This is a genomic window from Pseudogulbenkiania subflava DSM 22618, assembly GCF_900177275.1.
Classification (GTDB): Bacteria; Pseudomonadota; Gammaproteobacteria; order Burkholderiales; family Chromobacteriaceae; genus Pseudogulbenkiania; species Pseudogulbenkiania subflava.
The window spans coordinates 54,428-78,215 of the sequence record NZ_FXAG01000010.1; the positions used below are offsets into that span (position 1 = coordinate 54,428).

Consider the following 23,788-nt stretch of genomic DNA (forward strand, 5'->3'; position numbering starts at 1 on the left):
CATGACATCCCGTTCCATCCTGTTTGTCTGTCACGGCAACATCTGCCGCTCGCCCACCGCCGAAGGTGTCATGCGCGCCAAATTGGAGCGCCTGGGGCTCGCGTCGTCGATTGAGGTCGATTCGGCCGGTACCCACGGTTACCACGTCGGCGAGGCGCCGGACCAGCGCAGCCAGCAGGCGGCGCGGCGGCGCGGCTACGACCTGTCGGCCCAGCGCGCGCGCCAGGTGATCCGGGCCGACTTCGAACGCTTCGATCTGGTGTTGGCGGCCGATCAGCGCAACCTTGCCGCCCTGCGCCAGCTGTGCCCGCCGGGCATGCAGCACAAGCTGGCCTTGATGCTGGCGCCGCTCGGCCCCAACCAGGAGGTGCCCGACCCCTATTACGGCGGCGTCAGCGGTTTCGACCGCGTGCTCGACCTGCTCGAGGCCGCCTGCGACGCCTGGCTCGCACGACTGCAGCAAGCAGAAACCCCGCCCTGAAGCCGGATGGTCTGCCGCCATCTGCGGCCTGATGCTGCTATCATCAATGAACAAGAAAAACGCCACGGGAGACCGTCCCGGGCATTGCTTCGGCCAACCCCGCCCACCTGGTGCGAGCTCCGGTCATAAAAGGAAATTCATGGGGATTCCGCCGAAAGTGGTCAACGCCAAACCAACAACCATTGACGTCGCACCCAGTCACTCGGCCGACATCATCCTGGCGCGGCAGCCCGGGCGTGCGCCCTTGCTGCGGCAGAGCGTCATCGTCATCGGCTCCTCGACTGGCGGCACGGAAGCCCTGCGGGCTTTGCTGACCGTGCTGCCCGAGGGCATGCCGCCTATCCTGATCGCCCAGCACATGCCGGAGATGTTCACCAAGTCGTTCGCCGCCCGGCTCGACTCGCTGTGCAAGCTGACGGTGAAGGAGGCCGAGGACAACGAGCGGCTGCAGGCCAATACCGTCTACATCGCCCCGGGCCACTCCCACCTGCTGTTGCAGGCCGTACCGGCCCTGGGTTTGGTCGCCAGTCTCAACGCCGGCCCGCCGGTCAACCGTCACCGCCCTTCGGTCGACGTGCTGTTCCGCTCTGCGGCCAACGTCGCCGGCAAGAACTGCATCGGCATCATCCTCACCGGCATGGGGCGTGACGGCGCCAACGGCATGCTCGAACTGAAGCAGGCTGGCGCCTACAACATCGCTCAGGACGAGGCCAGCTGCGTGGTGTTCGGCATGCCCAAGGAAGCCATCGCGCAGGGCGGAACGCACGAGGTGCTGCCGCTGACCGCCATCGCCGCACGCTTGCAGGCACTGGTACAGCAGCGACCGCCACAGTCATAATCAGGACAATCATGACGTTTTTACCCATTCTGGTGGTCGAGGATGACGCCGATCTGCGCGAAGCCATCGTCGACACCCTGAGCCTCTCCGGTTATCCCACGCTCGAGGCCGGCGACGGTCACGAGGCGCTTGCGGTACTGGCGAAGGAGCCGGTCGGGCTGATCGTGTCCGACGCACAGATGCAGCCGATGGACGGCTACGCGCTGTTCGACGAGGTGAAGAAGCGCCATCCCGGCGTGCCCTTCATCCTGATGACCGCTTACGGCGTGATCGAGCGTGCCATCGAGCTGCTGCGCGCCGGCGCTACCCATTACCTGCTCAAGCCCTTCGAGCCGACCAGTCTGATCCGTGAAGTCGAAAAGCACCTGCTGCGCATGCCGGGGGGCGACGACGGCGGCGTGGTGGCCGAATCGGCCGCGATGCGCCAGCTGTTCTCGCTGGCCGGGCGGGTCGCGCAAAGCGACGCCACCGTGCTGATTTCCGGCCCCAGCGGCGCCGGCAAGGAGGTGCTGGCGCGGTACATCCATCGCCATTCGCGACGTGCGGCTGGCCCGTTTGTGGCGGTCAACTGTGCGGCGATACCGGAAAACCTGCTGGAGTCGACCCTGTTCGGGCACGAGAAGGGCGCCTTCACCGGTGCGGCCCAAGCGCTGCCCGGCAAGTTCGAGCAGGCCCAGGGCGGCACGCTGCTGCTCGACGAGATCACCGAGATGCCGCTCGCGCTGCAGGCCAAGCTGCTGCGAGTGCTGCAGGAACGCGAAGTGGAGCGGGTCGGCAGTACCCGCACCATCCGGCTCGATGTGCGGGTGCTCGCCACCACCAACCGCGACATCCTGCGCGAAGTGGAGGCGGGGCGCTTCCGCGAGGATCTGTATTTCCGCCTCAACGTCTTCCCGCTCGCCATCCCGCCCCTGGCGGCGCGCCGCGACGATATCCTGCCGCTGGCACGGCTTGTGCTTAAAAGGTATGCGGAGGCCGCAGGACGGGGGCCCCTCAGGCTATCGCCCGAGGCGGAGCGTCAATTGACGGCCTATAGTTGGGAAGGTAACATCCGCGAACTGGAAAATGTCATGCAGCGGGCGGTGATTCTTGCCGCCGGAGCGGAAATTCTTGCCGCCGATCTGATGCTGCCGGACTATTCCTGCCTTGTGGAACCGGTTGCCTCTTCCCCGGTTGCCGTCGCCCCGTCAGCGGAGTCAGACATGAAGACGCTGGAGCGCCGGCACATTCTGGAAACACTGGCTGCCGTAGGTGGAGTGAAGAAGCTCGCGGCGGAAAAACTGGGCATCAGCGAACGCACCCTGCGTTACAAGTTGCAGCGTTATCGGGAGGATGACTCGATGGCGGACGCGGACGAAGGGCGAATCGGGGTGCCAGGCAGCAGGGAGTAAGCATGGCGACACAAGGTATTGACCAGCTATTAGGAGAGTTGCGAGCGTCCGCCGCCTTGGCGGCGGGAAAGACGTCGCAGCCGCAGGAGACGCCGCAAGTTGACTTTGCGGATGTTCTCAAGTCCACTATCGAGCAGGTGAATTCCGCTCAGCAGACTTCGCAGGAAATGCAGAAGCAGTTTGAGCTGGGGGAGGAAGGGGTTAACCTGCAGGACGTGATGGTGTCTTTGCAGAAAGCCAGTCTGTCGTTCCAGACCATGGTCCAGGCACGCAACAAGCTGGTATCCGCCTATCAGGAAATCATGAATACTCAAATCTAGCGCTGCCCGTGTCATGCCGGCAGCGGGTTGAATTGAAAGCATAAAACCACTGTATGGCTGATCTGGCAGACAACGCTACACCCCCCTGGCGCACGCGCGTCAATGAAGCGAGCGACCGCTTCAAGGCGCTGCCCAACAACAAGAAAATCCTCCTGTTCGCGGCGCTGGCCGCCGTGTTCTCGGTCATTGTCGGCCTGCTCATCCTCAACCGTACGCCCGACTACAAAGTCCTGTTCGCCAATCTGGCCGACCGCGATGGCGGTCAGATCACGGCTGCTCTGCAGCAGATGAACGTGCCCTACCAGATCGGTGCCGGCGGCGTGATTTCGGTTCCTTCCGACAAAGTCTACGATGTCCGTTTGAAGCTGGCGGCGCAGGGGCTGCCCAAGGCCGGTGGCGTCGGTTTCGAGCTGATGGACAACCAGAAGTTCGGCATCAGCCAGTTTGCCGAGCAGGTTAACTACCAGCGCGCCATCGAGGGTGAACTGGCGCGCACCATCGAGGCCATTGGCGCCGTCGAGTCGGCGCGCGTGCACATCGCCATTCCCAAACAGAGCGTGTTCGTGCGCGACCAGCAGCAGCCGACGGCCTCGGTGATGCTCAACCTGTATCCGGGGCGCGTGCTCGATGGCGGTCAGATATCCGGCATCCTGCACCTGGTTTCCAGCTCCGTGCCCAATCTGTCGGCGCGCAACGTGACCGTGGTCGACCAGGATGGCAACCTGCTTTCCAGCCAGTCCGACGTCAATAATGCCGCCGGTCTCGATCAGCGCCAGCTCGGCTACGTGCACCAGATCGAGAGCGATTTCGTCAAGCGCATCGAGGGGATCCTGGAGCCGATCTTCGGCAAGGGCAACGTGCGGGCGCAGGTCACCGCCAACGTCGATTTCTCTGAGGTGGAACAAACCTCGGAAACCTTCCGTCCCAACTCCACCCCCAATCCCTCGGCGACGCGCAGCCAGCAGATCGTCGAGAAGCTGGGGAGTGGTTCCAGTCTGCCGGGCGGCGTGCCCGGTGCCTTGTCCAACCAGCCGCCGTCGGCCGCCTCGGCGCCGATCACCCTGCCGCCCGGCGCCGCGCCGGGGACGGCTACCCTGTCCGGCCAGCCGCTGGGGCAGAATGGCGCGCTGGAGCGCCAGCTCATCACCAACTACGAAGTCGACAAGACCATCCAGCACACCAAGCTGCCCAAGGGCGTGCTCAAGCGCTTGTCGGCGGCGGTGGTGGTCAATTACCGTCTCATGCCGGATCGCAACGGCGAGGTGAAACCGACCCCGCTTACTGCTCAGGAGATTCAGCAGATCAATAATCTGGTGCGTGAGACCATGGGCTATAACACGGAGCGTGGCGACACCCTCAACGTGGTCAACGCCGCCTTCGCCGGCAACGCCCCGCCCGCCACGCTGCAGGAGAAGGTTGTCGACTACGTCAGCAGCAACGCTACCGACCTGGTCAAGTATGTGCTGCTGGCGATCGCCGTGCTGTACCTGTTGTTTGGCGTGGTGCGGCCGATCGTGCGCGATGTGCTCAAGCCGGCTAAGAGCGACAAGGGGCAACAACCAGGCGCCGCCGGCGAAGAAGCGGGCGGGGCGCCCGGTCGCTTGCTGGCCGTGGCCGGAGAAGAGGGCGAGGCCGGAGCCGCGGCGGTCGAAGAGGCCAACCTCGATCCGCGCGAACTGCAGCGCCGCCAGTACATGAGCAACCTGGAAGCCGCTCGCGAGTTGGTGAAGGCCGATCCGCGCATGGCGGCCCAGATCATCAAGGAATGGATCAGTTCCGATGAGTGACAACGGAGTCCACCGCAGTGCGGTGCTGCTGTTCAGCCTGGGGCAGGCCGAGGCCGTCGAGGTGTTCAAGTACCTCGGCCCCAAGGAGGTCCAGAAGATTTCGCTGGCTATGGCCTCGATCAACAATCTCAGCCACGAGGACATCGACGACGTCGTCGGCAAATTCCGCGAGGAGTGCCAGGCGCGGGCGAGTCTCGGCGCGTCCGACGAATATCTGCGCAATGTGCTGGTCGAGGCATTGGGGGCGGACAAGGCGTCCAACCTGCTCGACAAGATCATGCAGGGCAACGACCAGAGCGGCATCGAGAGCCTGAAGTGGATGGACCCGTCGTCGGCGGCCGACCTCATCCGCAACGAGCACCCGCAGATCGTCGCCACCATTCTGGTTCATCTCGACCCGGATCTCTCCAGTGCCATCCTGGGTTACTTTCCCGAGCGACTGCGCAACGAGGTGCTGATCCGCACCGCGACGCTGGAAGGCGTGCAGCCGCAGGCGCTGCGCGAGCTGAACGACGTGCTGACGCAGCTCTTGTCCGGTTCCGACCGCATCAAGAAGAGCGCTGCTGGCGGCATCGCACTCACGGCGGAAATCCTCAACTTTATGGGCGGCAACGTCGAGGCCTCGGCGCTGGGCTACATCCGTGAGCACGATCCCGAACTGGCTCAGCGTATCCAGGACAAGATGTTCGTGTTCGAGAACATCCTCGATATCGACGACCGTTCGATCCAGACTATTCTGCGCGAGGTGCAGACCGACTCGCTGGTGGTGGCGCTCAAGGGTACCAGTCAGGAACTCAAGGACAAGATCTTCCGCAATATGTCGCAGCGTGCGGCGGAGATGTTGCGTGACGATCTCGAAGCCAAGGGTCCGGTCAAGCTGTCCGAAGTGGAAGCCGAGCAGAAAGAGATCCTCAAGGTGGTGCGCAAGCTGGCCGACGACGGCCAGATCGTGTTAGGCAGCAAGGGTGGTGATGAAGGCCTCGTCGAGTAACACCATCATTCCGGGGGAGCAGGTCACGGAGTGGCGCACCTGGTCGCCGGCCAGCTTCCAGGACACCGCCGCAGCGCCGTCTTCCCCGGCTCCGGCTGCGGATGAACCTGCCGTCGCGGTGGAGGGCGAGAGCCCAGAGCCGGACGAGGATCCTCCCTTAGCGGTATCCGAGGAGGGGGAGCCGGCGGACGAGGCTCCCCCCAGCTCCTACCCCACTGCCGCCGAACTGGAGGCCATCCATCAGGAAGCCTGGCAGACCGGGCACGAGGCGGGGCTCGCCGAAGGGCGCCTGCAGGGTCAGACCGAAGCGCTGGCGGAGGTGTCGGCCACGTTTTCCCAGCACTGGGAGCCCTTGCAGTCGCTGGCCGACCAGTTTGCCGAAGGGTTGAACCGGGTAGAGGCCGAACTTGCGCACGATATCCTGTCGTTCTCGGTTGGCCTGGCCGAGCGGCTGGTGGCGGCGCACCTGGCTTGCGATCCTTGTGCCATCGAGTCGCTGCTGCGCCAGGCCATGTCGGACCTGCCGGCTTCGCTGGGGCAGGCGCGCTTGCGCGTCAACCCCGCCGATCTGGAGGTGGCGCGCACCTTCTTGCAGCAGGAGACCCCGGAAACCGTCTGGCAGTGGCTGGCCGATCCGTCCATCGCGCGCGGTGGCTGCATCATCGACACGGCCCAGTTGCGGCTGGACCTGACCCTGGCTGCCCGCCTCGATGCGCTGAAGTCCGCCCTGGGATTGGAGCTGTCCGCCAATGACTCACCCGCTGCTTGAGCGCCAGCGGCGCTTCCTTGCCGATTGCCGTGCTATTGCCGATCGTACCCCGCTGTGGTCGACGTGCGGCAAGCTGGTGCGGGTTACCGGCATGGTGATGGAGGCTGTCGGCCTCAAGCTGCCAGTGGGGAGTGCCTGTTCGGTGGCGTTGCCGGATGGTGGCCGTGTCGAAGCGGAGGTGGTCGGGTTTGCCGGCGACAAGGTGTTTCTGATGCCGCTGACCAACGTCCAGGGTTTGTTGCCCGGCTCCGAGGTGCGGCCGCTGGCGATGCAGCATGCCCCGGCCTTCGGCCAGGAGACGGCGACGCTCACTCTCAACGGGGCGGCCGGGAGGCAGGTTCCCGTCGGTTTCAATCTGCTGGGGCGGGTGCTGGACTCCCTCGGAAGGCCGCTCGACGAGAAGGGACCGCTGCAGCCGGAAGCCTATTTCCCCTTGTACAGTCTGCCGCTCAACCCGCTGGAGCGCTCGCCGGTACGTGATGTTCTGGACGTCGGGGTACGCGCCATCAACGGCCTGCTGACCGTGGGGCGTGGCCAGCGCCTGGGTCTGTTCGCCGGTTCCGGCGTCGGCAAGAGCGTGCTGCTGGGCATGATGGCGCGCTTCACCAAGGCCGACATCGTGGTGGTGGGCTTGATCGGCGAGCGGGGGCGCGAGGTCAAGGACTTCATCGAGAACATTCTTGGCGAGGAAGGGCGCGCCCGCTCGGTGATCGTCGCCGCGCCGGCCGATACCCCGCCGCTGATGCGCCTGCACGGCGCGGCCTACGCCACGGCGCTGGCCGAATATTTTCGCGAGCAGGGACTGGACGTGCTGTTGCTGATGGACTCGGTGACGCGCTACGCCATGGCGCAGCGCGAGATCGCGCTCGCCATCGGCGAGCCGCCGGTGACCAAGGGTTATCCGCCGTCGGTGTTCGCGCGCCTGCCGCAGCTGATCGAACGCGCCGGCAACGCCGCCGAGGGCGGCGGGGCCATTACCGCCTTCTACACCGTGTTGTCGGAGGGTGACGACCAGCAGGACCCGATCGCCGATGCCGCCCGCGCCATCCTGGATGGTCACTTCGTGCTGTCGCGCGAGTTGGCCGAAGCCGGTCATTACCCTGCCATCGACATCGAACAGTCGATCAGCCGGGTCATGGTCGACGTGGTAGAACCGCGACAGATGGACCTGGCGCGGCGTTTCAAGCAACTCTACTCCCGCTACCAGCGTAACCGCGACTTGATCAGCGTCGGCGCTTACGTTGCCGGCTCCGACCCGATGCTGGACGAGGCGATCCGGCGCCAGCTGCCGATGGTCGGCTTTCTGACCCAGCCGATGCACGAATCCCACGGTTATGACTCCTGTCTCGAGCAGTTGGCCACCACCCTGGCGTAGTGAGCGCAGCCGATGAAGCCCAGCAAGTACGCGTTACTGGTCAGGTTGGCCGAAGAAAAGCAGGAAGCCTCCGCCGAGCGTATGCGGCAGGCCCAGGCCCGCTTGGCGGAAGCGCTGTCGCGACTGGATCAACTCGGTGCCTTTCGTAACGAATATCGTCAACGGCTGCTGCAAGGCGGGGGGCAGGGCATGGCGGTGGCGCAGTGGCAGGATTTCCACCGCTTCATCGCGCGGCTGGACGAGGCCATGGCCACGCAGCAGACCGAGGTCGACCGTTGCAAGCAGACCTTCTTGCTGGCGCGGCAGGCCTGGAACAACGAGCGCAAGCAGTTGAAGGCGTTCGAAACGCTGATCGAGCGCGAGCGGGCGAGGCAGGAGGTGCTCGAAGCCAAGCGCCAGCAGAAACTGAGCGACGAGTTCGCCACCCGGCGTTTCTGGGACAGGCAGCACGAGGACTAGGCTGCCGCTGTGCTGACCAAGGTGCGGTGCCGTGTGCGGCTCCGTGGCGTGAGGTGCCGGCGATGTCCTTGTCCGACGGGCTGGCCCGGAACTTGCTTTTTTATGGCCATTGTTTAGCTGGAAGCCCATGGCCATGACTATTTCCATCCTTTCCCCGGCCGCGAGCGCCAAGGCCGTGGCCGTTCAGAGCGGCACCTCGGCCGCCGGCGTTGTTGCGGAAGGTTCCCCGTTCGCCGGTCTGTTCGGCCAGCAGCTGAGCCAGCTCGCCGCGCTGTCGCCGGCTTCCTCTGGTACCGAGACAGACGGGGAAGGGGCTGGCAACGTCAAGAAATCGGCCAAGAAAGCCCCTTTGTCGGATGAGCAAGTGCTCGCTGGACCGATCATGGCCTTGCCAACGGTGCCGTGGACCATTGCCCCGGAGCTGAAGCCAGGCCTGCAGCTAGGGAAGGGTGACGCGTCGCAGGCGGCTGAGGCGCAGCAGGAGTTGCTGACCGCGCTGAAGGGTGACCGGCATGCGCTGCCGGGGGTGCAAAATTTGCCGGTGGATGGCGCGGTGCAAGGACAATTCTTGCCGGTTCACGCTTCGGCCACTGGCGCGGCGCATGCGGCGGCCGAAGCCGGCCAGGCTAAGGTGCTGGCTTTGCCGCTGCCGATCAGCGACAGCAACTGGGCCAAGTCCATGAGCGAGCAGATGCTCTCTCTGGTCAGTGTGAAAGCCGACAAGGCCCAGATCCAGATCAATCCTCCCGAGCTTGGACCGATCGATGTCACGCTGAAACTCAACCACGACCAGGTTCAGGTCGCATTCAGTGCGGCCACTCCACAAGCGCGCGAAGCCGTGGAAAACAGTCTGCCCAAGCTCGCCTCGATGCTGGCGTCGAGCGGCTTGCAGCTGGCCGACGCCCAGGTTTCCAGTGGCCAATCTGGCGACCCGCGCCAGTTCCAGCGTCAGGCCAAGGCCGCGCGCCGGCAGGAAGATGCCCCTGCTGAGGGTAATGACACCTTGTCGATGATCAATAAGGCAAGGAACGTCTTGAGCATTTTTGCCTGAATCCGGATGGGCAACCCATCATGGGCGGATGGCATGGAGCCGTGCCGCCCATAAAATGACGAATAACACGTCGAATTTGTCATTCGCCTCTATCCAGTCTGCTGCGATTTCTGGAAAATAGCATAAAGAGATCGCTTACTATTTGAAGACTGCAAGATACGGATTGAGGTTTATGGCGGAAGAAAAGAAAGCCGAAAAAAAATCGGGTGGTGGCGGCAACAAGCTGATGATCGTCGTCATCGCTTTGCTGTTGCTGGTTCTTGTCGCCGTCGGGGGGCTGGCCGCCTACATGTTCACCAGCCTGCATGCACCGGCTGGCGACGCCCATGCCGAACAGGCGGCCGAGAAACCAAAGAAGAAGAAAGAGGGTCCGCCCATCTTCGAAAAACTGGACACCTTCGTCGTCAACCTGGCCGGCAATGGCGGGAACATGCTGCAGGTGGACATGCAGGCGGAGCTCGCCAGCGAAGAAGCCAAGAAGAAATTCACCGAGTACATGCCCAAGGTCCGCAGTGCACTGATTCTGCTGCTGTCGTCCAAGTCATCGGATGAGCTCTCCACACCGGAAGGCAAGGTGAAGCTGAAGGCTCAGGTCAAGAAGATCATCAACGAATCGATGGATGCGGGCGAGGAGCAGCCGGTGGAAAACATCCTGTTTACCGCTTTCATCATCCAGTCGCAGTAACGCCATGGCCGACGATATCCTCTCCCAGGACGAGGTAGATGCCCTTCTGCGAGGGGTCACGGGAGAAGAGGCCGAGGATGATAGCGGCCAGGACTCCCAGGGCATCCGCTCCTACGACATCGGTCGTCAGGAGCGGATCGTGCGTGGGCGCATGCCGACGCTCGAGATCATCAACGAGCGTTTTGCCCGCAACCTGCGCATCGGCCTGTTCAACTTCATCCGGCGCAACGCGGAAATTTCCGTCGGGCCGGTACGAGTGCAAAAATACAGCGAGTTCATCCGCAACCTGGTCGTGCCGACCAACCTCAACCTGGTCCACGTCAAGCCGATGCGCGGCACCGGTCTCCTGATCTTCGACCCCGACCTGGTGTTCCTGGTGGTCGACAACCTGTTCGGTAGCGACGGTCGCTATCACGTCCGCGTCGAGGGGCGAGACTTCACCCCCACCGAGCAGCGCATCATCCGGCGTCTGCTGGAGGTGGTGTTCACCGAGTACCAGAAGGCCTGGGAGCCGGTCTATCCGATCGAGTTCGTCTATCTGCGCTCGGAGATGAACACGCAGTTCGCCAATATCGCGACGCCGACCGAGGTGGTGGTGGCGATGACCTTCCACATCGAGATGGGTGCGGGCGGCGGCGAGTTCCACGTCTGCCTGCCGTATTCCATGGTCGAGCCGATTCGCGACGTGTTGTCGAGCACCATGCAGGCCGATCGTACCGAGGTCGACAATCGCTGGGTCAGCCTGATGTCGCGCCAGGTGCAAGCGGCCGAAGTCGACCTCGTCGCCACGCTGGCCGGAACCAGCGTCACCCTGGGGCAAGTTCTCAACCTCAAGAAGGGCGACGTCGTGACGCTGGAGGTGCCGGAGAAGATCGTCGCCGACGTATCGGGGATACCGGTGGTCGAATGCACCTACGGCACGGTGCAGGGGCACTATGCCCTGAAGGTAGAAACCATTCTGGCCGGGGTGCACGAAGTGGCCGAGCCCAAGCTCGGAGGAGAGCAACAATGAGTGACGAGCAACAATCGAATATGGGCGAAGAAGAAGTATCGATGGACGACTGGGCGGCCGCCATGGCCGAACAGGAGTCGGCTGAAGCCGAGGCAGAGGCGACGGTGCAGCCGGCCCACGCGCTGTTCCAGGAGTTCGGCGCGGCGGCAGCCAGTGCCAGCGTGCCGCAGAATCTGGACATGATCCTGGACATCCCGGTGCAGCTCACCGTGGAGCTGGGCCGCACCCGTATCGCCATCCGCAACCTGCTGCAGCTGGCGCAGGGCTCGGTGGTCGAGCTGGACGGCTTGGCCGGCGAGCCGATGGACGTGCTGGTGAACGGCTGCCTGATCGCCCAGGGTGAGGTGGTGGTGGTGAACGACAAGTTCGGCATCCGCCTCACCGACATCATTACCCCGGCCGAGCGTATCCGGCGACTGCAGAAATAAGATGCGCGGCTTGCTATTGTTGTTGCTGGCGCTGCCGGCTGCCGCGGCCGCGTCGTCGCCGACGCCTCCCGGTCCCTTGATGAGCCTGCTGCAGGTCGTCATCGGCTTGGCCATCGTGCTGCTTGCCATCGTTGGCGTGGCTTGGCTGTTCCGCCGCTTGAGCGGCGGCATGCTGCCGGGTTCGCACCGGTTGCGCGTGGTCAGCGGCCTGATGGTGGGGCAGCGCGAGCGGGTGGTCATCGTCGAGCTGGAGGGTGAGTGGCTGGTGCTGGGGGTGACGTCCCAGGCGGTCAATCTGCTGACGCGATTGCCGCGTCCCGACGACGCCGACGACGTCGCTGCCACGCCCGGCGAGCCATTCGCCCGCTGGTTGAAGAAGGCGTTGAACGCTTCCCGTCCCCCTTCCGGTCCTTCCGCTTCATGAAACGTGTTCTGGTTTGCTTGGGCCTGCTGATCGCTGGCCTGTTTCCGTTTGTGGCCGACGCCGCTGGCCTGCCGTTGATGAACAGCACGCCTGCCGGTGGTGGTGGGCAGAGCTACTCGCTCAGCCTGCAGATGCTGCTGTTCATGACCGCCTTGTCGTTCATCCCGGCCCTGCTGCTGATGATGACCTCGTTCACCCGCATCATCATCGTGTTGTCGTTGCTGCGCCAGGCCATGGGCACGATGCAGGCGCCGCCCAACCAGGTGCTGGTCGGGCTGGCGCTGTTTCTGACGCTGTTCGTGATGGGGCCGACCTTCGACCAGGTGTACAGCAAGGCCTGGGTACCGTTCTCCGAAGACAAGATCGGCTTTACCCAGATGATGGAGGAGGGCGGCAAGCCGATGCGCGAGTTCATGCTGAAGCAGACGCGCGAGAAGGACCTGGCGTTCTTCATCGAGGTGTCGCAGTCGCCGGCGCCGCCCAGCCCGGCCGAGGTGTCGATGAAGACGTTGATTCCAGCCTTCGTGATCAGCGAGCTGAAAACCGCGTTCCAGATCGGCTTCATGGTGTTCATCCCGTTCCTGATCATCGACCTGGTGGTGGCCAGCATCTTGATGGCGATGGGGATGATGATGGTGTCGCCGGTCATCATCTCGCTGCCGTTCAAGCTGATGCTGTTCGTGCTGGTCGACGGCTGGACCTTGCTGATGGGGTCGCTGGTACGGAGTTTCTACGCCGGATGAGCATCACCCTCGCCACGTTGGCCGAAGCCGACCTCCCCGCCTGCCACGCGCTGTTCGTCGACGCCGTGCACGTGCTGGCGCGGCGTCATTACAGCGAGGCTCAGTGCACCGCGTGGGCACCGCCGGGGCCGATGCCCGACACTTGGCGCGCCGCCTGGGCCCGGCGCCTCGCGTGTGCCACGGGCTTCAAGGCGGTGGAGGTCGACGGAGTTCTGGCCGGTTTTGCCTGGCTGAGTGACGATGGCGAGGTCGACATGCTGTACGTCGCGCCCCATGCGGCGGGGCAGGGTGTCGCCAGCCGCCTCATCGCCGAGCTGGAGCGTGTCGCGCAACAGGCTGGCCTGTCAGAGCTCTCTGTCTACGCCAGCCACACGGCGCGGCCGGTGTTTGAGCGCGCCGGTTTCGTCGTCGAATCCGACCACATCGCCTGGCGCGATGGTGTCGCGCTCGACAACTGGATCATGAAGAAGGCCTTGCCATGAGTCCCGAACTCGTCATCAACATCGTGCAGAACGCCTTGTACGTTCTGATCATCGTCGCGGCGCCGGTGTTGCTGGTGTCGCTGCTGGTCGGTCTTTTGATCAGCGTGCTGCAGGCGGCCACCCAGATCAACGAAATGACCCTGACCTTCATTCCCAAGCTGCTGGCGCTGTTCGTCACCCTGGTGCTGGCGGGGCCGTGGATGATCAATACGCTGGTCGACTACACCGTGCGGCTGTTCCAGAGCATCCCCAACGCGATCGGCTGATGTTTCCGATCAGCGACCTCCAGATCAACGCGCTGGTCAGCCTGTTTGTCTGGCCCTTCGCCCGCATCATGGGGGTGCTGCTGGCCGACCCGCTGTTCTCGTCGCGTTCCGCCCCGGCCCGGTTCAAGGCTGGTTTCGCACTGTTGCTGACCTTGCTGCTGGTGCCGCTGCTGCCGCCGCAGCCGGCCATCCCGGTGGTATCGGCCGAGGGCGTGGCGGTGCTGGTGCAGCAGCTGCTCATCGGGCTCGCGCTGGGGCTGGTGATGCGTGTGGTCATCACCGCGGTCGAGATGGCCGGCTTCGTCATGGGAACGCAGATGGGCCTGGGCTTCGCCTCGTTCTACGACCCGATCAACTCGGCGCAGGTGCCGACCATCGCACGTATCCTGACGCTGTTCACCTTCCTGTTGTTTCTGTTGATGGGCGGACATCAGGTGGTGATCGAGACCCTGCTCGACAGCTTTCGTACCCTGCCTATCGGCATGACGCTGCCGCCCGACCGGCTCAAGGCGTTGGCGGAGTGGGGAGGGCATATCTTCAACTGGGGGTTGTGGCTGGCGTTGCCGGTGGTGGCAGCCTTGCTGGTGACCAACCTTGCCATCGGCGTGATGACCCGCGCCTCGCCGCAGTTCAACATCTTCACTTTCGGCTTCCCGCTTACCCTGCTGGTCGGTTTTGCCGCGCTCTACCTGTCAGTGCCGCTGATGGCGCCGGCGATCGAATCCATCTATCGCGAGGCCTTCGCCTTCATGCAGGGCATGCTGAAGTCGGGGTAGCTTTCTGGTAACATGTCGCCGATTTCATCGGACTCAACCCGGCCGCGTTGCGGCCTTTATTACTGACTGAGGCGACTATGGCTGGCCACAGCAAATGGGCGAACATCAAGCATAAGAAAGAACGCGCGGACGCCAAGCGCGGCAAGATCTTTACCCGACTGATCAAGGAAATTACCGTTGCCGCCCGTCTTGGCGGCGGCGATATCGACACCAACCCGCGTCTGCGTCTGGCGGTCGACAAGGCCTGGGGCGCCAACATGCCGAAAGACAACGTGCAGCGCGCCATCGACCGTGGCGCCGGCACGCTGGAAGGCGTCGACTACGTGGAAATCCGCTACGAGGGCTACGGCATCGGCGGTGCGGCCGTGATGGTCGATTGCATGACCGACAACAAGACCCGTACCGTGGCCGACGTGCGCCACGCCTTCAGCAAGTACGGCGGCAACATGGGCACCGACGGCTGCGTGGCGTTCCAGTTCAAGCACTGCGGCTACCTGGTGTTTGCGCCGGGCGTGGACGAGGACGCGCTGATGGAAGCGGCGCTGGAATCCGGTGCCGAAGATGTGGTGACCAACGACGACGGTTCGATCGAAGTGATCACCGCGCCGTACGAGTTCACTGAAGTCAGGGCGGCGCTGGAGTCGGCTGGTTTCAAGGCGGAAATGGGCGAAGTGACCATGCGCGCGCTGAACGAAACCGAGCTCGAAGGGGAAGACGCCGAGCGCATGCAGAAGCTGCTCGATGCGCTGGAAGATCTGGACGACGTGCAGGAGGTTTACACCTCTGCCGTAATCGGCGACTGATATCCTATTTCATTAGCCGGCTGCGCCTTCGCATCTTGAGCGCTGGCAGTACTGCGTGCGAATCCATCGCTGGGCCTATCGCTGGCAAATCTTTGATTTGCCCAGCGATAGGTTGGTACGCGGGGATTCGCTCAGCGATCAGGAATCCTCATGGACTCTGTGTCCATTCCGGTTCCTGTGCGCTGGCGGTCCTCAACCTGCTTTGGCTCGCTCGCCTACTGAAACAGGCTATGAGCCTGTCAGGTGTTCGCTCACCAAGGCCTACCATAATGGTGGGCCTTTTTGCTTGAAGGAGCCTCCGATGCCTTGCCGTGCGCTGCTGCCGCCCCTGTTGTGGTGGGGGCTGTCGCTGTGGCTGCTGCTGAAGCCAGGGGGCGAGCCGTCGGCGCTTCCGTATTTCGACAAGATCGGCCATTTCGTGCTGTTCGGTGTGCAGGCCGCGCTGTTGGGCTGGGGTTTGCGCCGTGGCGGCGTGGCCCGGCCACGGTTGACGGCTTGGCTCTGCTGCGTGTTGTGGGCCGGCTTGTCGGAAGGGCTGCAGGCCTGGCTGACCGTCGATCGCGCGGCGGAATGGCTGGATGTTCTGGCCGATGTCCTGGGGGCCTCGCTGGTGCTGGCGAGACTGGCCCGCTTCGTCGCGCCAGCCGGCAAGGCGGTGTAAACTAAGTGTCATTTTGCCGGTTTGGAGCCTATTTCATCAGGCGGCTGCGCCTTCGCATCTTGAGTGCCGGCGGACTGCGTGCGAATTTATCGCTGAGCAAATCGAAGATTTGCACGCAGTAATTCGCTCAGCGATCAGGAATCCTCATGTACTTCGTGTACATTCCGGTTCCTGTGCTCCGGCAGCACTCAACCTGCCTTGGCTCGCTCGCCTCCTGAAACAGGCTCTTGCCCGGCTGCTATCCGACGTCCCACGGCCATCCCGGGGAGAAAGATGACACCATGACCCAGACCCATGTCGCCCGCCGCCAGCGCCTGATGAGCCAGATCGGGGAGGGGATGGCGATCCTGCCCACCGCGCCCGAAGCCATCCGCAACGCGGATACCCATTACCCATACCGGCCCGACAGCCATTTCCTCTATCTCTCCGGTTTTGCCGAGCCGGGCGCCGTGCTGGTGCTCGATGCCTGCGCCGGCAAGTCCATCCTGTTCTGCCGTGAAAAGAACCTGGAGCGGGAAATCTGGGACGGTTTCCGTCACGGTCCGGAGGGGGCGAAGGAACAGTTCGGCTTCGACGAGGCCTACCCTGTTTCCGAACTCGATCAGCGACTGCCGGACCTGCTCTCGGGGCAGCTGCAATTATGGTGGAACGTTGGCCGAAGCCCGGCGTTCGACCAGCAGGTAGCGGGCTGGCTCAATGCCGTGCGCGCCCGCTTCCGCACCGGGGAACAGGCTCCCCCGCGTTTCGGCGACCTGCTGGTGCCGCTCGACGAAATGCGCATGATCAAAGACCCTGGCGAGATTGCCACGCTGCGCCGCGCCGGACAGATTTCGGCTGAGGCGCACGTGCGCGCCATGCAGTTCACCCGCCCCGGACGCTACGAATACCAGGTCGAAGCCGAACTGCTGCACACCTTCGTCAGCCACGGCGCGCGCTTTCCTGCCTACGAGAGCATCGTCGCCGGCGGCGCCAATGCCTGCACGCTGCATTACGTCGGCAACGACGGCCGGCTCAACGATGGCGAGCTGCTGCTGATCGACGCCGGTTGCGAGCTGAACGGCTATGCCGCGGACATCACCCGAACTTTCCCGGTCAACGGCCGCTTCAGCGGCCCGCAGCGCGATTTGTACGAAGTGGTGCTGGCCGCCGAGCTGGCGGGCATCGACGCGGTCAAGCCCGGCGCGGTGTGGACGGCCCCCGGCGACGCCGCGTTGCAGGTGCTGGTACGCGGCATGCTCGACCTGAAGCTGCTGCAAGGCACGCTGGATGGTGTGATCGAATCCGGCGCCTACCGCCAGTTCTACATGCACAGCATCGGCCATATGATCGGACTCGACGTGCACGATGTCGGCCAGCGCAAGCAGGGCGGCGAGTGGCGGAGCTACCAGCCGGGCATGTGCACCACCATCGAGCCGGGTCTCTACATCCGTCCGGCCGACAATGTGCCGGCGGCGTTCCACAATATCGGCATCCGCATCGAGGATGACGTGCTGGTGACCGAAACCGGCCGCGAGGTGTACACCGCGGCGGTGCCCAAGGGCGTGCAGGAAATCGAGGACCTGATGCGCGCGCAATGAGCTGCGGCATCGGCAGAAAGACTCTGGTGAAGCAACGAAGCTATGACAGTAAATCCTGAACACGCCGATATCGTGATCGTCGGTGGCGGCCCGGTCGGCGCCCTGGCTGCCCTGCGCTTTGCCTGCGCCGGGCGGCGCGTGCTGCTGGTGGAGGCGCGCGCCAAGGAGGCGCCGATCCGCGACGCGCGCGCGCTGGCGCTGTCCTGGGCCAGCCGCCAGATGCTGCGTGACGCCGGCGGTTGGCCGGACGAACTGGCCGCTACGGCGATCGACACCGTGCACGTGTCGCAGCAGGGCAGCTGCGGCCGTACCGTGCTCGACCGCGCCGACCTGGCGCTGCCGCACCTGGGGGTGGTGGTCGACTATCCGGTGCTGACTGCATCGCTCAATGCCGCGTTGGAGCGTGCCGGGGTCATGGTGTTGTGGCAGAGCCGGGTGGAGTCGGTGAAATCCCTGCCGCATTACGCACGATTGATCGTGACCACCCCCGAGGGGCCGGGCATGCTGACCGCGCGGCTGGTGGTGCTGGCCGAAGGGGGCGAGCTCGCCGGGACCCTGCCCGGCGTCAAGCGTCTGAGCCACGATTACCGCCAATGCGCGGTACTGGCGCCGATCACCACCGAACGGCCGCCGCAGGGCGTGGCCTACGAGCGTTTTGCCGCGCAAGGCCCGCTGGCGCTGCTGCCGCACGGCGACGGTTTCATGCTGGTGTGGACGCGCAGCGCCGACGACGCCGTCCGATTGCGTGATAGCGACGACAGCGTGCTGATCGCCGAGTTGCAGCAGGCCTTCGGCGAACGCCAGGGGCGGATTCTCACGGCGGGACCGCGCGCGGTGTTCCCGCTTGCGCTCAAGCAGGCCAACCGGCTGGTCAGCGGGCGCGTGGCGCTGATCGGCAACGCCGCTCAGACCATGCATCCGGTAGCGGCGCAGGGGCTCAATCTGGGGCTGCGCGACGCGGCCGGCCTTGCCGACGCCTTGGAGGGGGTGGCCGATCCGGGCGACGCCCGGGCCCTTGCCGTCTTCGCCGGCGCGCGCAAGCTCGACAGCCACGCCGTGGTTGGCTTCACCCATGGACTGATCCGCCTGTTCGACGGCCATTCGCCGCTGGTCAAAACCGTGCGCGGCGCCGGCATGATGGCACTCGACGTGCTGCCACCGCTGCGCCGCGCCTTTGCCGGTCACCTGGTATTCGGTGTGTGAGGACTGGTGAATGAATCGGCGGCGCGCCCCCTTCCCCGTCCTGTGATGCTCGCCGTACCACGTGTACGGCGGCGCTTCTCGAACGGGCCGCGTGGCGCGGCGATGATCGCAGGGAATCCTCGCGGGACGATTTCTTTCACCCGCACCGTGAGGTCTAAAGGACTCGCTAAGTAATGAATACGAGACAAAACGATTTCGACGTCATCGTGGTCGGCGGCGGTCTGGTCGGGGCCAGCCTGGCGCTGGCACTGGCCGAGGCCGGCCGGCGCGTGGCCTTGCTGGAAGGGCAGGCCGCCCGTTTCGACGACCTGTACCAGGGCTGGGATGCGCGGGTCTACGCCGTCAGCCCGGCCAACCGCCGCTTTCTGGAAAGCCTGGGGGCGTGGCCCGGCATGGAGCGCATCGGCACCATCGCCAGCATGGACGTGCGCGGCGACCGCGGCGGCCGTATCGAGTTTGCCGCCAGCGACGCCAATGCCGAGGCGCTGGCCTGGATCGCCGAGAACCGCTGGATGCTGGCGGCGCTGTGGCGGCGGCTGGAGCATTGCGACATCACCTTGCTGACCGGGGTACGCCCGAGCGCGCTCTCCACCTCGGCGCGTCAGGCTTGCCTGACGCTCGACGACGGCCGCGAGCTGACCGCGGCGCTGCTGGTCGGCGCCGACGGGGCCAACTCCTGGGTGCGCGGCCAGCTCGGCCTGGAGGCCAGCGTCAAGCCCTACGGCCAGTCCGGCGTGGTGGCCAATTTCGACTGTGAACGGCCGCACGGCAACGTGGCGCGGCAGTGGTTCCTCGGCGACGGCATCCTGGCATGGTTGCCGATGGCCGGCCAGCGCATGTCGATGGTGTGGTCGACGCCGGAACCGGAATCTTTGTTGGAACTCGATGCCGAAACCCTGGCCGAAACCGTGGCTGCCACGGGTGACTACGCCTTGGGCGGTTTGAGCGTGATCACTCCGGCGGCGGCCTTTCCATTGCGCTTGATTCGCCCGCAAAGTACTGTGAAAGAGCGGGTGGCACTGGTGGGCGACGCGGCGCATACGGTGCATCCGTTGGCCGGACAGGGGGTCAACCTGGGGTTCCAGGATGCGGCCACGCTGGCGGCGTTGCTGCAGGATCATCGCGATCCGGGCGACTGGTTGTTGCTGCGGCGCTTCGCACGGCAGCGCAAGGAGGCGGTAGTGACGATGCAGACCACCTGCGATGCGCTGTTCGCGCTGTTCCATCAGCACCAGCTGCCGGGCTTGCCGTGGCTGCGCAACGCCGGGCTTAGCCTGACCAACCGACTGACCCCGCTGAAGCGGCAATTCGCCCGCCATGCCATCGGTTTCTGAACAAGGAAAATTACGCATGAATGCAACCCTGAAAAAACTGGCGCTGGCAGCACTGCTGCTGTCGTCGGCTGCCTGCGTAGCCAAGGCCTCCGATCCGGACGTGGCCGAGGTGAAGAAGGCTTTCGCTACCCGCTTTCCGGACCGCAAGGTGGAAAGCGTCAGCCCGACGCCGGTAAGCGGTATCTACGAGGTGGTGCTGCCGGGCCGTCAGATCGTCTACGTCGACGCCGGCGTCAAGCACCTCTTCGTCGGCGATCTGATCGACGCGGAAAAGCGCGAGAGCCTGACCGAGAAGCGCGTGGCCGAACTCTCCAAGGTGGCGTGGAAGGATTTGCCGCTGGCGGCGGCGATGAAAGAAGTGCGCGGCAGCGGCGCGCGCAAGGTGGCGATTTTCTCCGACCCGGATTGTCCGTTCTGCAAGAAACTGGAGCGCGAAACGCTGAAGGACGTGAACAATGTCACCATTTACACCTTCCTCTACCCGCTGACCCAGCTGCACCCCGACGCCATGCGCAAGTCGCGTCAGATCTGGTGCAGCAAGGACCGCGTTGGCAGCTGGACCGCGCACATGCGTCAAGGGACCGAGTTGAGCGGTCCGGATAACTGCGATACCAGCGCGCTGGAACAGAACCAGGCGCTGGGGGCGAAGCTTGGCATCAACGGTACGCCCACCATGGTGTTCGGCAATGGCCGCATGGTATCCGGAGCGATTCCCTCGGCCGAATTCGAGAAATACCTGAGCGCCCAGTAACCCCTCCATGTGCTCGGCAGCGGGGCGCGGTTTCGACGCGGACAGGAGGCTGGCTTGCTGGTATCGGCACCTGTCCATCGGCGAGCGGCTGGCGCTGGCGCTGAGCTTGTCGCTGGGCTTGCACGCCAGTGCCATGCTGCTGCCGGGTTCTCCGCCCAGGGCCGCGTCGGGGCCGGGCATGCTCAGCGTGATGCTGCAACCCTCCCGGGGGGGCGGCCAGGATCACCCCGCGCGCGCTGCCGTTCCCCCCTTGCTGCCCGCGAGTGAGGCGCTTGATCCTGTTTTGCCTCCGATCCGCGAGGAGGCATCCTCGTCGGCGGCCAGCACACCGCAGGCCATGCCTGCGGAAACATCCGTTCCGGTTGCGGCGATACAGGCTACCGAGCCGACCGGGGGCGACGAGGAGGGTTATTTCCCCGCTGCGGCGCTCGATGTGCTGGCGGTGCCGCTGCAGCCGATCGAGCTTGCCTTGCCGCCGCAGGCCCCCGCCGGCGAGTTGCGCGTGATGCTGAGGGTCTACATCAATGAACGAGGCGGTGTCGACGCCGTGGTAGCCGAGCAGCCCGACTCCTCCGGGGTTCTCGAGCACGAGGCCCGCCGTGTCTTCCTCTCGGCCCGCTTCGCCCCGGCGCGCCGGCACGGGGTGGCGGTAAAGAGCTACAAGCGCATCGAGGTGCGCATGCAAAATTAAAACGATTGTTTTATTTGTGCTAGAGTAAGGCTCGACTGAGCTGGGCAACCGGCATCCACGCGCAACGGGAGGCAGGCTCCCAATCACTCAGAGGAATGAACATGTCAGATCTGCAAACGTTGTTCGCCCAGGCCCAGGCCGATGTGAAAACCCTGGCCGAGCGGCCGGACAACCAGACCCTGCTGCAACTCTATTCGCTGTTCAAGCAGGCGACCGAAGGCGATGTCCAGGGCGAGCGGCCGGGCATGATGGATTTCATCAACCGCGCCAAGTACGATGCCTGGGACAAGATCAAGGGCATGAGCGCCGAACAGGCAATGCAGGGTTACGTGGACGTGGTCAACAAGCTGATGAACGAGTAGTCGCCACGTTATTGCGATGGCACGGCCCGGGCCGATCGGAGCCATGAACGACCGGTGGCAACCCCACCGGTTTTTTCGTGCCCTCGTGCCAGAACGGCTAGAATAGCCGGCTGGAATGATACGGTGCGCTGTCAAGGCGGCGTGCTGCACGAGAGGGGGAGAAGAAGCGATGATTCTGGTGACGGGTGGGGCCGGCTTCATCGGGGCCAATTTTGTCAGGCTGTGGCTGGAGCAGCGTGATGAGCCGGTGTTGGTGCTCGACAAGCTGACCTATTCCGGCAACGCCGCCAACTTGCAGCCTTACCTCGAGGAGGGCCGGGTCGAGCTGGTGCGCGGTGATATCGGCGATGCGGCGCTGCTGGAGCGGCTGCTGGCGGAACACCGCCCGCGCGCCATCCTCAACTTTGCCGCCGAAAGCCACGTCGACCGCTCGATCCATGGTCCGGCGGTGTTCGTCGAAACGAATATCGACGGCACCTTCCGCCTGTTGCAGGCGGCCACCGCCTACTGGTCGGGATTGCCCGCCGGGGACCGGGCGGCGTTCCGTTTTCTGCACGTTTCCACCGACGAAGTGTTCGGTTCGCTGGGGGAGCGCGATGCGCCGTTCTGCGAGACGACGCCGTACGCCCCGAACAGCCCCTACGCCGCATCCAAGGCGGCCTCGGATCACCTGGTGCGCGCCTGGCACCATACCTACGGCCTGCCGGTGCTGACCGGCAACTGCTCGAACAATTACGGGCCGTATCAGTTTCCGGAAAAACTGATCCCGCTGATGATAGACCGCGCACTCGACGGCCAGCCCTTGCCGGTGTACGGCGACGGTCGACAGATTCGCGACTGGCTCTACGTCGAGGACCACTGCCGTGCGCTTATGGCCGTCCTCGAACGCGGTCGGCCGGGCGAGGTGTACGCCATTGGCGGGGCCTGCGAGAAGACCAACCTGGAGGCGGTCGACACGCTGTGCGCCACGCTCGATGCCTGTCGCCCGCGCGCCGACGGGGTATCTTACCGGCAGCAGATCGCCTTCGTCGCCGACCGCCCCGGACACGACCGACGCTACGCCATCGATGCGGGCAAGATGCGCCGCGAACTGGGCTGGGAGCCACGCGAGACCTTCGCCAGCGGGATCGAGCGCACTGTCGCCTGGTATCTGGCTAACCCGGAGTGGGTGGCGGCGGTGAAAAGTGGGGCATATCGCGACTGGATCGACATGCACTACGGAGCTGCCTGATGCGTATCCTGTTGACCGGCGGCAGCGGCCAGCTGGGTTTCGAACTGCGTCGCAGCCTGGCGCTCTACGGCAAGCTATGGGCGCCAGGGCGTGAGGTTCTGGATTTGTCGAGGCCGGAGCTGCTGATGCAGCCGGTGCTCGAGTTTGCCCCCGACCTGATCGTCAACGCCGCCGCCTACACCGCGGTCGACCGCGCCGAGGCCGAGCCGGAGCTGGCGGAGCGGGTGAATGCCGAGGCGCCGGCCGAGCTTGCGCGCCTGGCCGAACGACTGGGTGCCACGCTGCTGCATTTTTCCACCGATTACGTGTTCGACGGTACGGGGACGGCGCCCTACCGGGAGAGCGATGTCACCAGGCCCTTGAGTGTGTATGGCCGTACCAAGCGCGATGGCGAGCTGGCGGTGATGAACGATTGTTCGCGTCACTACGTGCTGCGTACCAGTTGGGTCTACGGCAGCGTCGGCGGCAACTTCGTCAAGACCATCCTGCGTCTGGCCGCCCAGCGTGACACGCTGAATGTGGTGCACGACCAGGTCGGGGCGCCGACCTCGGCGATGCTGATCGCCGACGTCAGCGCGCAACTGGTGGCGCGGCTGCGCGAGGGGCGGGTGTTGCCCTACGGCCTCTATCATCTGGCGGCCGCGGGCGAGACCTCGTGGCACGGCTTCGCCCGCGAGATCGTCGGGCTGGTTCAGGATGTCGGGGGAGGGTTGGTGCTGAGGCCGGAAGCGATTCAGGCCATTCCTGCCGTAGACTATCCGGCGGCGGCCGCGCGCCCGGCCAATTCCCGGCTCGACACGCACAAGCTGCGCGCCGCCCTGGGCATCGTACTGCCCGACTGGCGGCATCATCTGCAGCTGGTGCTGCAGCAGCTTGCCATCCAGAAGGGGTAATTCT

Annotated in this window: 28 protein-coding genes; all 28 read left to right on the forward strand. The window is 64.7% G+C overall.

What is annotated here, in order from left to right; translation table 11 throughout:
• Position 1: 1 nt before the first annotated feature.
• The 28 genes from B9N72_RS10715 (at position 2) to rfbD (ending at position 23,784) form a co-directional block, all read left to right on the forward strand.
• Positions 2 to 481 carry a low molecular weight protein-tyrosine-phosphatase gene (locus B9N72_RS10715; RefSeq protein ID WP_085276389.1) on the forward strand — a complete coding sequence of 160 codons (480 nt, stop codon included), beginning with the start codon at positions 2 to 4 and terminating at the stop codon, positions 479 to 481.
• A gap of 139 nt (positions 482 to 620) precedes the next feature.
• On the forward strand, positions 621 to 1,319 hold the full coding sequence (locus tag B9N72_RS10720; protein WP_085276390.1) for a chemotaxis protein CheB: 699 nt from the start codon (positions 621 to 623) through the stop codon (positions 1,317 to 1,319).
• 11 nt (positions 1,320 to 1,330) lie between these two features.
• Positions 1,331 to 2,710, forward strand: a complete 1,380-nt coding sequence (locus B9N72_RS10725; RefSeq protein WP_085276391.1) for a sigma-54-dependent transcriptional regulator — start codon at positions 1,331 to 1,333, stop codon at positions 2,708 to 2,710.
• Between the two features lie 2 nt (positions 2,711 to 2,712).
• On the forward strand, positions 2,713 to 3,030 hold the full coding sequence (fliE, locus tag B9N72_RS10730; protein WP_085276392.1) for a flagellar hook-basal body complex protein FliE: 318 nt from the start codon (positions 2,713 to 2,715) through the stop codon (positions 3,028 to 3,030).
• Between the two features lie 53 nt (positions 3,031 to 3,083).
• The gene (gene fliF / locus B9N72_RS10735) at positions 3,084 to 4,817 is read left to right on the forward strand and encodes a flagellar basal-body MS-ring/collar protein FliF (RefSeq protein ID WP_085276393.1); all 1,734 of its coding nucleotides are present in this window, start codon (positions 3,084 to 3,086) and stop codon (positions 4,815 to 4,817) included.
• On the forward strand, positions 4,810 to 5,808 hold the full coding sequence (gene fliG / locus B9N72_RS10740; protein ID WP_008955255.1) for a flagellar motor switch protein FliG: 999 nt from the start codon (positions 4,810 to 4,812) through the stop codon (positions 5,806 to 5,808). Before fliF ends, fliG begins: the two co-directional genes overlap by 8 nt.
• The gene (locus B9N72_RS10745) at positions 5,789 to 6,577 is read left to right on the forward strand and encodes a FliH/SctL family protein (protein ID WP_085276394.1); all 789 of its coding nucleotides are present in this window, start codon (positions 5,789 to 5,791) and stop codon (positions 6,575 to 6,577) included. Before fliG ends, B9N72_RS10745 begins: the two co-directional genes overlap by 20 nt.
• Positions 6,558 to 7,952 carry a flagellar protein export ATPase FliI gene (gene fliI / locus B9N72_RS10750; RefSeq protein ID WP_085276395.1) on the forward strand — a complete coding sequence of 465 codons (1,395 nt, stop codon included), beginning with the start codon at positions 6,558 to 6,560 and terminating at the stop codon, positions 7,950 to 7,952. Before B9N72_RS10745 ends, fliI begins: the two co-directional genes overlap by 20 nt.
• 12 nt (positions 7,953 to 7,964) lie before the next feature.
• On the forward strand, positions 7,965 to 8,411 hold the full coding sequence (fliJ, locus tag B9N72_RS10755) for a flagellar export protein FliJ (protein WP_085276396.1): 447 nt from the start codon (positions 7,965 to 7,967) through the stop codon (positions 8,409 to 8,411).
• A 109-nt stretch (positions 8,412 to 8,520) separates the two neighbouring features.
• The gene (locus B9N72_RS10760) at positions 8,521 to 9,462 is read left to right on the forward strand and encodes a flagellar hook-length control protein FliK (RefSeq protein WP_234985950.1); all 942 of its coding nucleotides are present in this window, start codon (positions 8,521 to 8,523) and stop codon (positions 9,460 to 9,462) included.
• Positions 9,463 to 9,634: 172 nt separating this feature from the next.
• Positions 9,635 to 10,147, forward strand: coding sequence for a flagellar basal body-associated FliL family protein (locus tag B9N72_RS10765; protein WP_085276398.1), 513 nt, complete (start codon positions 9,635 to 9,637; stop codon positions 10,145 to 10,147).
• Between the two features lie 4 nt (positions 10,148 to 10,151).
• Positions 10,152 to 11,159, forward strand: coding sequence for a flagellar motor switch protein FliM (gene fliM, locus B9N72_RS10770; RefSeq protein ID WP_085276399.1), 1,008 nt, complete (start codon positions 10,152 to 10,154; stop codon positions 11,157 to 11,159).
• Complete coding sequence (gene fliN / locus B9N72_RS10775) at positions 11,156 to 11,587, forward strand: flagellar motor switch protein FliN (RefSeq protein WP_085276400.1); 432 nt, start codon at positions 11,156 to 11,158, stop codon at positions 11,585 to 11,587. Before fliM ends, fliN begins: the two co-directional genes overlap by 4 nt.
• A 1-nt stretch (position 11,588) precedes the next feature.
• The gene (gene fliO / locus B9N72_RS10780; protein WP_085276401.1) at positions 11,589 to 12,011 is read left to right on the forward strand and encodes a flagellar biosynthetic protein FliO; all 423 of its coding nucleotides are present in this window, start codon (positions 11,589 to 11,591) and stop codon (positions 12,009 to 12,011) included.
• On the forward strand, positions 12,008 to 12,754 hold the full coding sequence (fliP, locus tag B9N72_RS10785) for a flagellar type III secretion system pore protein FliP (protein ID WP_085276402.1): 747 nt from the start codon (positions 12,008 to 12,010) through the stop codon (positions 12,752 to 12,754). Before fliO ends, fliP begins: the two co-directional genes overlap by 4 nt.
• A complete protein-coding gene (locus tag B9N72_RS10790) occupies positions 12,751 to 13,236 on the forward strand; it encodes a GNAT family N-acetyltransferase (RefSeq protein ID WP_085276403.1) in 486 nt (161 codons plus the stop codon). The genes fliP and B9N72_RS10790 overlap by 4 nt, the downstream gene beginning before the upstream one ends.
• Positions 13,233 to 13,502: a flagellar biosynthesis protein FliQ gene (gene fliQ, locus B9N72_RS10795; RefSeq protein WP_085276404.1), complete on the forward strand. Its 270-nt coding sequence runs from the start codon at positions 13,233 to 13,235 to the stop codon at positions 13,500 to 13,502. The genes B9N72_RS10790 and fliQ overlap by 4 nt, the downstream gene beginning before the upstream one ends.
• On the forward strand, positions 13,502 to 14,278 hold the full coding sequence (fliR, locus tag B9N72_RS10800; RefSeq protein ID WP_085276405.1) for a flagellar biosynthetic protein FliR: 777 nt from the start codon (positions 13,502 to 13,504) through the stop codon (positions 14,276 to 14,278). Before fliQ ends, fliR begins: the two co-directional genes overlap by 1 nt.
• Positions 14,279 to 14,355: 77 nt before the next feature.
• Entirely contained in the window at positions 14,356 to 15,081 is a 726-nt protein-coding gene (locus B9N72_RS10805; protein ID WP_085276406.1) for a YebC/PmpR family DNA-binding transcriptional regulator, read from the forward strand.
• A 301-nt stretch (positions 15,082 to 15,382) separates the two neighbouring features.
• Positions 15,383 to 15,742, forward strand: coding sequence for a VanZ family protein (locus B9N72_RS10810; protein ID WP_085276407.1), 360 nt, complete (start codon positions 15,383 to 15,385; stop codon positions 15,740 to 15,742).
• 281 nt (positions 15,743 to 16,023) lie between these two features.
• Complete coding sequence (locus tag B9N72_RS10815; protein WP_085276408.1) at positions 16,024 to 17,319, forward strand: aminopeptidase P N-terminal domain-containing protein; 1,296 nt, start codon at positions 16,024 to 16,026, stop codon at positions 17,317 to 17,319.
• A gap of 42 nt (positions 17,320 to 17,361) precedes the next feature.
• Positions 17,362 to 18,522 (forward strand): FAD-dependent monooxygenase, encoded by a 1,161-nt coding sequence (locus B9N72_RS10820; RefSeq protein WP_085276409.1) that lies wholly within the window; start codon positions 17,362 to 17,364, stop codon positions 18,520 to 18,522.
• 173 nt (positions 18,523 to 18,695) lie between these two features.
• A complete protein-coding gene (locus tag B9N72_RS10825) occupies positions 18,696 to 19,856 on the forward strand; it encodes a UbiH/UbiF family hydroxylase (RefSeq protein ID WP_085276410.1) in 1,161 nt (386 codons plus the stop codon).
• 16 nt (positions 19,857 to 19,872) lie between these two features.
• Positions 19,873 to 20,607 carry a DsbC family protein gene (locus tag B9N72_RS10830; protein ID WP_085276411.1) on the forward strand — a complete coding sequence of 245 codons (735 nt, stop codon included), beginning with the start codon at positions 19,873 to 19,875 and terminating at the stop codon, positions 20,605 to 20,607.
• A 7-nt stretch (positions 20,608 to 20,614) separates the two neighbouring features.
• A complete protein-coding gene (locus B9N72_RS10835; protein ID WP_085276412.1) occupies positions 20,615 to 21,298 on the forward strand; it encodes an energy transducer TonB in 684 nt (227 codons plus the stop codon).
• 101 nt (positions 21,299 to 21,399) lie between these two features.
• On the forward strand, positions 21,400 to 21,660 hold the full coding sequence (locus B9N72_RS10840; protein WP_085276413.1) for an acyl-CoA-binding protein: 261 nt from the start codon (positions 21,400 to 21,402) through the stop codon (positions 21,658 to 21,660).
• Positions 21,661 to 21,829: 169 nt separating this feature from the next.
• On the forward strand, positions 21,830 to 22,891 hold the full coding sequence (gene rfbB, locus B9N72_RS10845; protein ID WP_085276414.1) for a dTDP-glucose 4,6-dehydratase: 1,062 nt from the start codon (positions 21,830 to 21,832) through the stop codon (positions 22,889 to 22,891).
• The gene (rfbD, locus tag B9N72_RS10850) at positions 22,891 to 23,784 is read left to right on the forward strand and encodes a dTDP-4-dehydrorhamnose reductase (RefSeq protein WP_085276415.1); all 894 of its coding nucleotides are present in this window, start codon (positions 22,891 to 22,893) and stop codon (positions 23,782 to 23,784) included. The genes rfbB and rfbD overlap by 1 nt, the downstream gene beginning before the upstream one ends.
• Positions 23,785 to 23,788 lie beyond the last annotated feature (4 nt).

Bases quoted from the DNA above. Each gene is read 5' to 3' on its own strand.
- B9N72_RS10715 (WP_085276389.1), top strand. From the start codon at position 2: ATGACATCCCGTTCCATCCTGTTTGTCTGTCACGGCAACATCTGCCGC.
- B9N72_RS10720 (WP_085276390.1), top strand. From the start codon at position 621: ATGGGGATTCCGCCGAAAGTGGTCAACGCCAAACCAACAACCATTGAC.
- B9N72_RS10725 (WP_085276391.1), top strand. From the start codon at position 1,331: ATGACGTTTTTACCCATTCTGGTGGTCGAGGATGACGCCGATCTGCGC.
- fliE (WP_085276392.1), top strand. From the start codon at position 2,713: ATGGCGACACAAGGTATTGACCAGCTATTAGGAGAGTTGCGAGCGTCC.
- fliF (WP_085276393.1), top strand. From the start codon at position 3,084: ATGGCTGATCTGGCAGACAACGCTACACCCCCCTGGCGCACGCGCGTC.
- fliG (WP_008955255.1), top strand. From the start codon at position 4,810: ATGAGTGACAACGGAGTCCACCGCAGTGCGGTGCTGCTGTTCAGCCTG.
- B9N72_RS10745 (WP_085276394.1), top strand. From the start codon at position 5,789: ATGAAGGCCTCGTCGAGTAACACCATCATTCCGGGGGAGCAGGTCACG.
- fliI (WP_085276395.1), top strand. From the start codon at position 6,558: ATGACTCACCCGCTGCTTGAGCGCCAGCGGCGCTTCCTTGCCGATTGC.
- fliJ (WP_085276396.1), top strand. From the start codon at position 7,965: ATGAAGCCCAGCAAGTACGCGTTACTGGTCAGGTTGGCCGAAGAAAAG.
- B9N72_RS10765 (WP_085276398.1), top strand. From the start codon at position 9,635: ATGGCGGAAGAAAAGAAAGCCGAAAAAAAATCGGGTGGTGGCGGCAAC.
- fliM (WP_085276399.1), top strand. From the start codon at position 10,152: ATGGCCGACGATATCCTCTCCCAGGACGAGGTAGATGCCCTTCTGCGA.
- fliN (WP_085276400.1), top strand. From the start codon at position 11,156: ATGAGTGACGAGCAACAATCGAATATGGGCGAAGAAGAAGTATCGATG.
- fliO (WP_085276401.1), top strand. From the start codon at position 11,589: ATGCGCGGCTTGCTATTGTTGTTGCTGGCGCTGCCGGCTGCCGCGGCC.
- fliP (WP_085276402.1), top strand. From the start codon at position 12,008: ATGAAACGTGTTCTGGTTTGCTTGGGCCTGCTGATCGCTGGCCTGTTT.
- B9N72_RS10790 (WP_085276403.1), top strand. From the start codon at position 12,751: ATGAGCATCACCCTCGCCACGTTGGCCGAAGCCGACCTCCCCGCCTGC.
- fliQ (WP_085276404.1), top strand. From the start codon at position 13,233: ATGAGTCCCGAACTCGTCATCAACATCGTGCAGAACGCCTTGTACGTT.
- fliR (WP_085276405.1), top strand. From the start codon at position 13,502: ATGTTTCCGATCAGCGACCTCCAGATCAACGCGCTGGTCAGCCTGTTT.
- B9N72_RS10805 (WP_085276406.1), top strand. From the start codon at position 14,356: ATGGCTGGCCACAGCAAATGGGCGAACATCAAGCATAAGAAAGAACGC.
- B9N72_RS10810 (WP_085276407.1), top strand. From the start codon at position 15,383: ATGCCTTGCCGTGCGCTGCTGCCGCCCCTGTTGTGGTGGGGGCTGTCG.
- B9N72_RS10815 (WP_085276408.1), top strand. From the start codon at position 16,024: ATGACCCAGACCCATGTCGCCCGCCGCCAGCGCCTGATGAGCCAGATC.
- B9N72_RS10820 (WP_085276409.1), top strand. From the start codon at position 17,362: ATGACAGTAAATCCTGAACACGCCGATATCGTGATCGTCGGTGGCGGC.
- B9N72_RS10825 (WP_085276410.1), top strand. From the start codon at position 18,696: ATGAATACGAGACAAAACGATTTCGACGTCATCGTGGTCGGCGGCGGT.
- B9N72_RS10830 (WP_085276411.1), top strand. From the start codon at position 19,873: ATGAATGCAACCCTGAAAAAACTGGCGCTGGCAGCACTGCTGCTGTCG.
- B9N72_RS10835 (WP_085276412.1), top strand. From the start codon at position 20,615: ATGTGCTCGGCAGCGGGGCGCGGTTTCGACGCGGACAGGAGGCTGGCT.
- B9N72_RS10840 (WP_085276413.1), top strand. From the start codon at position 21,400: ATGTCAGATCTGCAAACGTTGTTCGCCCAGGCCCAGGCCGATGTGAAA.
- rfbB (WP_085276414.1), top strand. From the start codon at position 21,830: ATGATTCTGGTGACGGGTGGGGCCGGCTTCATCGGGGCCAATTTTGTC.
- rfbD (WP_085276415.1), top strand. From the start codon at position 22,891: ATGCGTATCCTGTTGACCGGCGGCAGCGGCCAGCTGGGTTTCGAACTG.